Annotated in this window: 2 tRNA genes and 3 rRNA genes; all 5 read left to right on the top strand. The window is 53.9% G+C overall.

Annotated features, from left to right (window positions below):
- Positions 1-261: 261 nt before the first annotated feature.
- The 5 genes from HDE79_RS21715 (at position 262) to rrf (ending at position 5,477) form a co-directional block, all read left to right on the top strand.
- Positions 262-1,806: ribosomal RNA gene (locus tag HDE79_RS21715) — 16S ribosomal RNA — on the top strand.
- A gap of 110 nt (positions 1,807-1,916) precedes the next feature.
- A tRNA-Ile gene (locus tag HDE79_RS21710) sits at positions 1,917-1,993 on the top strand.
- 17 nt (positions 1,994-2,010) lie between these two features.
- Positions 2,011-2,086, top strand: a tRNA-Ala gene (locus HDE79_RS21705).
- Positions 2,087-2,295: 209 nt separating this feature from the next.
- Positions 2,296-5,177, top strand: a 23S ribosomal RNA gene (locus HDE79_RS21700).
- A gap of 186 nt (positions 5,178-5,363) precedes the next feature.
- A 5S ribosomal RNA gene (gene rrf, locus HDE79_RS21695) occupies positions 5,364-5,477 on the top strand.
- The 16S, 23S and 5S rRNA genes sit together here with 2 tRNA genes alongside, the layout of an rRNA operon.
- The last annotated feature ends 6 nt before the right edge of the window (positions 5,478-5,483 follow it).

The following is a 5,483-nucleotide window of genomic DNA, read 5'->3' as shown; positions in this document are numbered from 1 at the left end:
GGTGTTGACGGCCACAAAAAACGATATAGAATGGGCGGCTCACCTAGGACGAAACGTCTTAGACGCAACACGAGGAATCGGTTGCAAGTGGTTGATCTTTGACAGTGTGCGCAGGTGAATTGTGTGGACGTCTTGCGATGGAGGGTTACGACCTGTCCAACAAATGCAAGCGTCCAATGAAAGAAAAAGTCAGTAATGAGTTTTGATTTTGTTGGGACTAACGCTTCAGAAAGATAGATTGTCTTCGGACAGTCGAAAACTTAAGTGAAGAGTTTGATCCTGGCTCAGATTGAACGCTGGCGGCATGCCTAACACATGCAAGTCGAACGGCAGCACAGCAGAGCTTGCTCTGTGGGTGGCGAGTGGCGGACGGGTGAGTAATGCATCGGGACCTACCTGAACGTGGGGGATAACGTAGGGAAACTTACGCTAATACCGCATACGTCCTACGGGAGAAAGCGGGGGATCTTCGGACCTCGCGCGGTCAGACGGACCGATGTTCGATTAGCTAGTTGGTGAGGTAATGGCTCACCAAGGCGACGATCGATAGCTGGTCTGAGAGGATGATCAGCCACACTGGAACTGAGACACGGTCCAGACTCCTACGGGAGGCAGCAGTGGGGAATATTGGACAATGGGCGCAAGCCTGATCCAGCAATGCCGCGTGTGTGAAGAAGGCCTTCGGGTTGTAAAGCACTTTTATCGGGAGCGAAATACTATCGGTTAATAACCGGTGGGGCTGACGGTACCCGAGGAATAAGCACCGGCTAACTTCGTGCCAGCAGCCGCGGTAATACGAAGGGTGCAAGCGTTAATCGGAATTACTGGGCGTAAAGGGTGCGTAGGCGGTTAGTTAAGTCTGTCGTGAAATCCCCGGGCTCAACCTGGGAATGGCGATGGATACTGGCTGGCTAGAGTGTGTCAGAGGATGGTGGAATTTCCGGTGTAGCGGTGAAATGCGTAGAGATCGGAAGGAACATCAGTGGCGAAGGCGGCCATCTGGGACAACACTGACGCTGAAGCACGAAAGCGTGGGGAGCAAACAGGATTAGATACCCTGGTAGTCCACGCCCTAAACGATGCGAACTGGATGTTGGTCTCAACTCGGAGATCAGTGTCGAAGCTAACGCGTTAAGTTCGCCGCCTGGGGAGTACGGTCGCAAGACTGAAACTCAAAGGAATTGACGGGGGCCCGCACAAGCGGTGGAGTATGTGGTTTAATTCGATGCAACGCGAAGAACCTTACCTGGCCTTGACATGTCTGGAATCCTGCAGAGATGCGGGAGTGCCTTCGGGAATCAGAACACAGGTGCTGCATGGCTGTCGTCAGCTCGTGTCGTGAGATGTTGGGTTAAGTCCCGCAACGAGCGCAACCCTTGTCCTTAGTTGCCAGCGAGTAATGTCGGGAACTCTAAGGAGACTGCCGGTGACAAACCGGAGGAAGGTGGGGATGACGTCAAGTCATCATGGCCCTTACGGCCAGGGCTACACACGTACTACAATGGTCGGTACAGAGGGTTGCGATACCGCGAGGTGGAGCCAATCCCAGAAAGCCGATCCCAGTCCGGATCGAAGTCTGCAACTCGACTTCGTGAAGTCGGAATCGCTAGTAATCGCGGATCAGCTATGCCGCGGTGAATACGTTCCCGGGCCTTGTACACACCGCCCGTCACACCATGGGAGTGAGTTGCTCCAGAAGCCGTTAGTCTAACCGCAAGGGGGACGACGACCACGGAGTGGTTCATGACTGGGGTGAAGTCGTAACAAGGTAGCCGTATCGGAAGGTGCGGCTGGATCACCTCCTTTCAAGAAATGACGGTCGCGAGCTCTCTCGCGCAAGACGTCCACACAAGGCACCTGTATTTTACGTCGTTGTTCCAGGTCGCCTGGTCTAGGTTCTGGGGTTCAGTCTCACCGGGTCTGTAGCTCAGGTGGTTAGAGCGCACCCCTGATAAGGGTGAGGCCGGTGGTTCGAGTCCACCCAGACCCACCATATTCCAAGGATTCCTTGGGGCCTTAGCTCAGCTGGGAGAGCACCTGCTTTGCAAGCAGGGGGTCGTCGGTTCGATCCCGACAGGCTCCACCATGGAATGACCAACGCGTAAAATATAAGCACACCTCAAGATTTTGAAGTCATCCGGCGTTGAGGCCGGTATGACGTTCTTTGAAAAACTGTAAACGAGTGACAAGCGTCTTGGTTCGAAACCGAACCGAGATAAGTGTTAAGGCAACGAAAACGAAGTACTTGGCTGCACCTGAAGAGGGTGTATGCCCCGAGGCGACTTGGGGTTATATGGTCAAGCGACTAAGCGTATACGGTGGATGCCTTGGCAGTCAGAGGCGATGAAGGACGTGGCAGCCTGCGAAAAGTGTCGGGGAGCTGGCAACAAGCTTTGATCCGGCAATGTCCGAATGGGGAAACCCACTGCGCAAGCAGTACTGCATGGTGAATACATAGCCATGCAGGGCGAACCCGGGGAACTGAAATATCTAAGTACCCGGAGGAAAAGAAATCAACCGAGATTCCCTGAGTAGCGACGAGCGAACGGGGACTAGCCCAAAAGCACATTATGTTTTAGTCAAACGGGATGGAAAGCCCGGCCATAGATGGTGATAGCCCAGTCGACGAAAAGACATTTTGTGTGAAATTGAGTAAGGCGGGGCACGTGAAACCTTGTCTGAACATGGGGGGACCATCCTCCAAGGCTAAATACTACTGACTGACCGATAGCGAACTAGTACCGTGAGGGAAAGGCGAAAAGAACCCCGGAGAGGGGAGTGAAATAGACCCTGAAACCGTATACGTACAAGCAGTGGAAGCCCGCAAGGGTGACTGCGTACCTTTTGTATAATGGGTCAGCGACTTACTGTCTGTGGCAAGCTTAACCGTATAGGGGAGGCGAAGAGAAATCGAGTCTGAATAGGGCGCATAGTCTCAGGCAGTAGACCCGAAACCGAGTGATCTATCCTTGGCCAGGTTGAAGGTGCGGTAACACGCACTGGAGGACCGAACCCACATCTGTTGCAATAGATGGGGATGAGCTGAGGATAGGAGTGAAAGGCTAAACAAACTCGGAGATAGCTGGTTCTCCTCGAAAGCTATTTAGGTAGCGCCTCGTGCGAATACTGTTGGGGGTAGAGCACTGTTATGGCTAGGGGGTCATCGCGACTTACCAAACCATGGCAAACTCCGAATACCAACACGTACTACACGGGAGACACACGGCGGGTGCTAACGTCCGTCGTGAAAAGGGAAACAACCCAGACCCGCAGCTAAGGTCCCAAAGTCATGGCTAAGTGGAAAACGATGTGGAAAGGCATAGACAGCCAGGAGGTTGGCTTAGAAGCAGCCATCCTTTAAAGAAAGCGTAATAGCTCACTGGTCGAGTCGGTCTGCGCGGAAGATTTAACGGGGCTAAGCCATGCACCGAAGCTCGGGGTGTGCACATTTATGTGTACGCGGTAGAGGAGCGTTCCGTAAGCCTGTGAAGGTGGATTGTAAAGTCTGCTGGAGGTATCGGAAGTGCGAATGCTGACATGAGTAACGATAATGGGGGTGAAAAGCCCCCACGCCGAAAGCCCAAGGTTTCCTCGCGCAACGTTCATCGGCGCAGGGTGAGTCGGCCCCTAAGGCGAGGCAGAAATGCGTAGTCGATGGGAAGCAGGTTAATATTCCTGCACTTTTCTATAGTGCGATGTGGGGACGGAGAAGGTTAGGTCTACCGGGCGTTGGTTGTCCCGGGGAAAGGCGGTAGGCATGGGTCTTAGGCAAATCCGGGACCCTTTATGCCGAGCACCGAGACGAGCCCTATTGGGCGAAGTGACTGACACCACGCTTCCAGGAAAAGCCACTAAGCTTCAGCTATAGAAGAACCGTACCGCAAACCGACACTGGTAGGCAGGGTGAGAATCCCAAGGCGCTTGAGAGAACTCGGGTGAAGGAACTAGGCAAAATGGCACCGTAACTTCGGGAGAAGGTGCGCCCTTTAGCGTGGTCACATGCGTGACTGAGCGTTGAAGGGTCGCAGTAACCTGGCCGCTGCGACTGTTTATCAAAAACACAGCACTCTGCAAACACGAAAGTGGACGTATAGGGTGTGACGCCTGCCCGGTGCTGGAAGGTTAATTGATGGGGTCAGCCGCAAGGCGAAGCTCTTGATCGAAGCCCCAGTAAACGGCGGCCGTAACTATAACGGTCCTAAGGTAGCGAAATTCCTTGTCGGGTAAGTTCCGACCTGCACGAATGGCGTAACGACAGCGGCGCTGTCTCCACCCGAGACTCAGTGAAATTGAATTCGCTGTGAAGATGCAGCGTTCCCGCGGCAAGACGGAAAGACCCCGTGAACCTTTACTATAGCTTTACACTGAACGTTGAGTTCTTCTGTGTAGGATAGGTGGGAGGCTTTGAAGCGCAGACGCCAGTTTGCGTGGAGCCAACCTTGAAATACCACCCTGAAGTGCTTGACGTTCTAACCTAGGCCCGTAATCCGGGTCAGGGACCGTGTATGGTGGGTAGTTTGACTGGGGCGGTCTCCTCCCAAAGAGTAACGGAGGAGCACGAAGGTACGCTCAGCGCGGTCGGACATCGCGCACTGTGTGCAATGGCATAAGCGTGCTTGACTGCGAGATCGACGGATCAAGCAGGTACGAAAGTAGGTCATAGTGATCCGGTGGTTCTGTATGGAAGGGCCATCGCTCAACGGATAAAAGGTACTCCGGGGATAACAGGCTGATACCGCCCAAGAGTTCATATCGACGGCGGTGTTTGGCACCTCGATGTCGGCTCATCACATCCTGGGGCTGTAGCCGGTCCCAAGGGTATGGCTGTTCGCCATTTAAAGTGGTACGCGAGCTGGGTTCAGAACGTCGTGAGACAGTTCGGTCCCTATCTGTCGTGGGCGTTGGAGATTTGAGGGGGGCTGCTCCTAGTACGAGAGGACCGGAGTGGACGTTCCGCTGGTGTTCGGGTTGTCATGCCAATGGCATTGCCCGGTAGCTATGAACGGAAGTGATAACCGCTGAAAGCATCTAAGCGGGAAGCACGCCCCAAGATGAGATCTCCCGAGAGCTTGACTCTCCTTAAGGCACCATCAAGACCAGGTGGTTGATAGGTCAGGTGTGGAAGTGCAGCAATGCATGGAGCTAACTGATACTAATGAGCCGTGAGGCTTGGCCATATAACCCCAAGACGCTTCTATCGTTCCTTGAAGCTTGTCTGATCCGATTTCACCTCGACGCTTGTCACTCGTTTACAACCTTATTCGTGAGAGTCATCTCACGGAAGAATCGGATCACCGTTCTTTGTGATCCGACGCTTCAGAAGAATGTGGAGCTGGCGCTTAACGCGCTGCTCCCACCCCTTCCCTGGCGGCCATAGCGGCGTGGTACCACCTGATCCCATCCCGAACTCAGAAGTGAAACGCGCATGCGCCGATGGTAGTGTGGCTTTGCCATGCAAGAGTAGGTCACCGCCAGGGGCCTTA

Source organism: Rhodanobacter sp. MP1X3 (assembly GCF_014207165.1).
In the GTDB taxonomy this organism is placed as follows: domain Bacteria; phylum Pseudomonadota; class Gammaproteobacteria; order Xanthomonadales; family Rhodanobacteraceae; genus Rhodanobacter.
The sequence above is the reverse complement of the archived record's forward strand: the minus strand, read 5'-3'. Positions and strand labels throughout refer to the sequence as shown.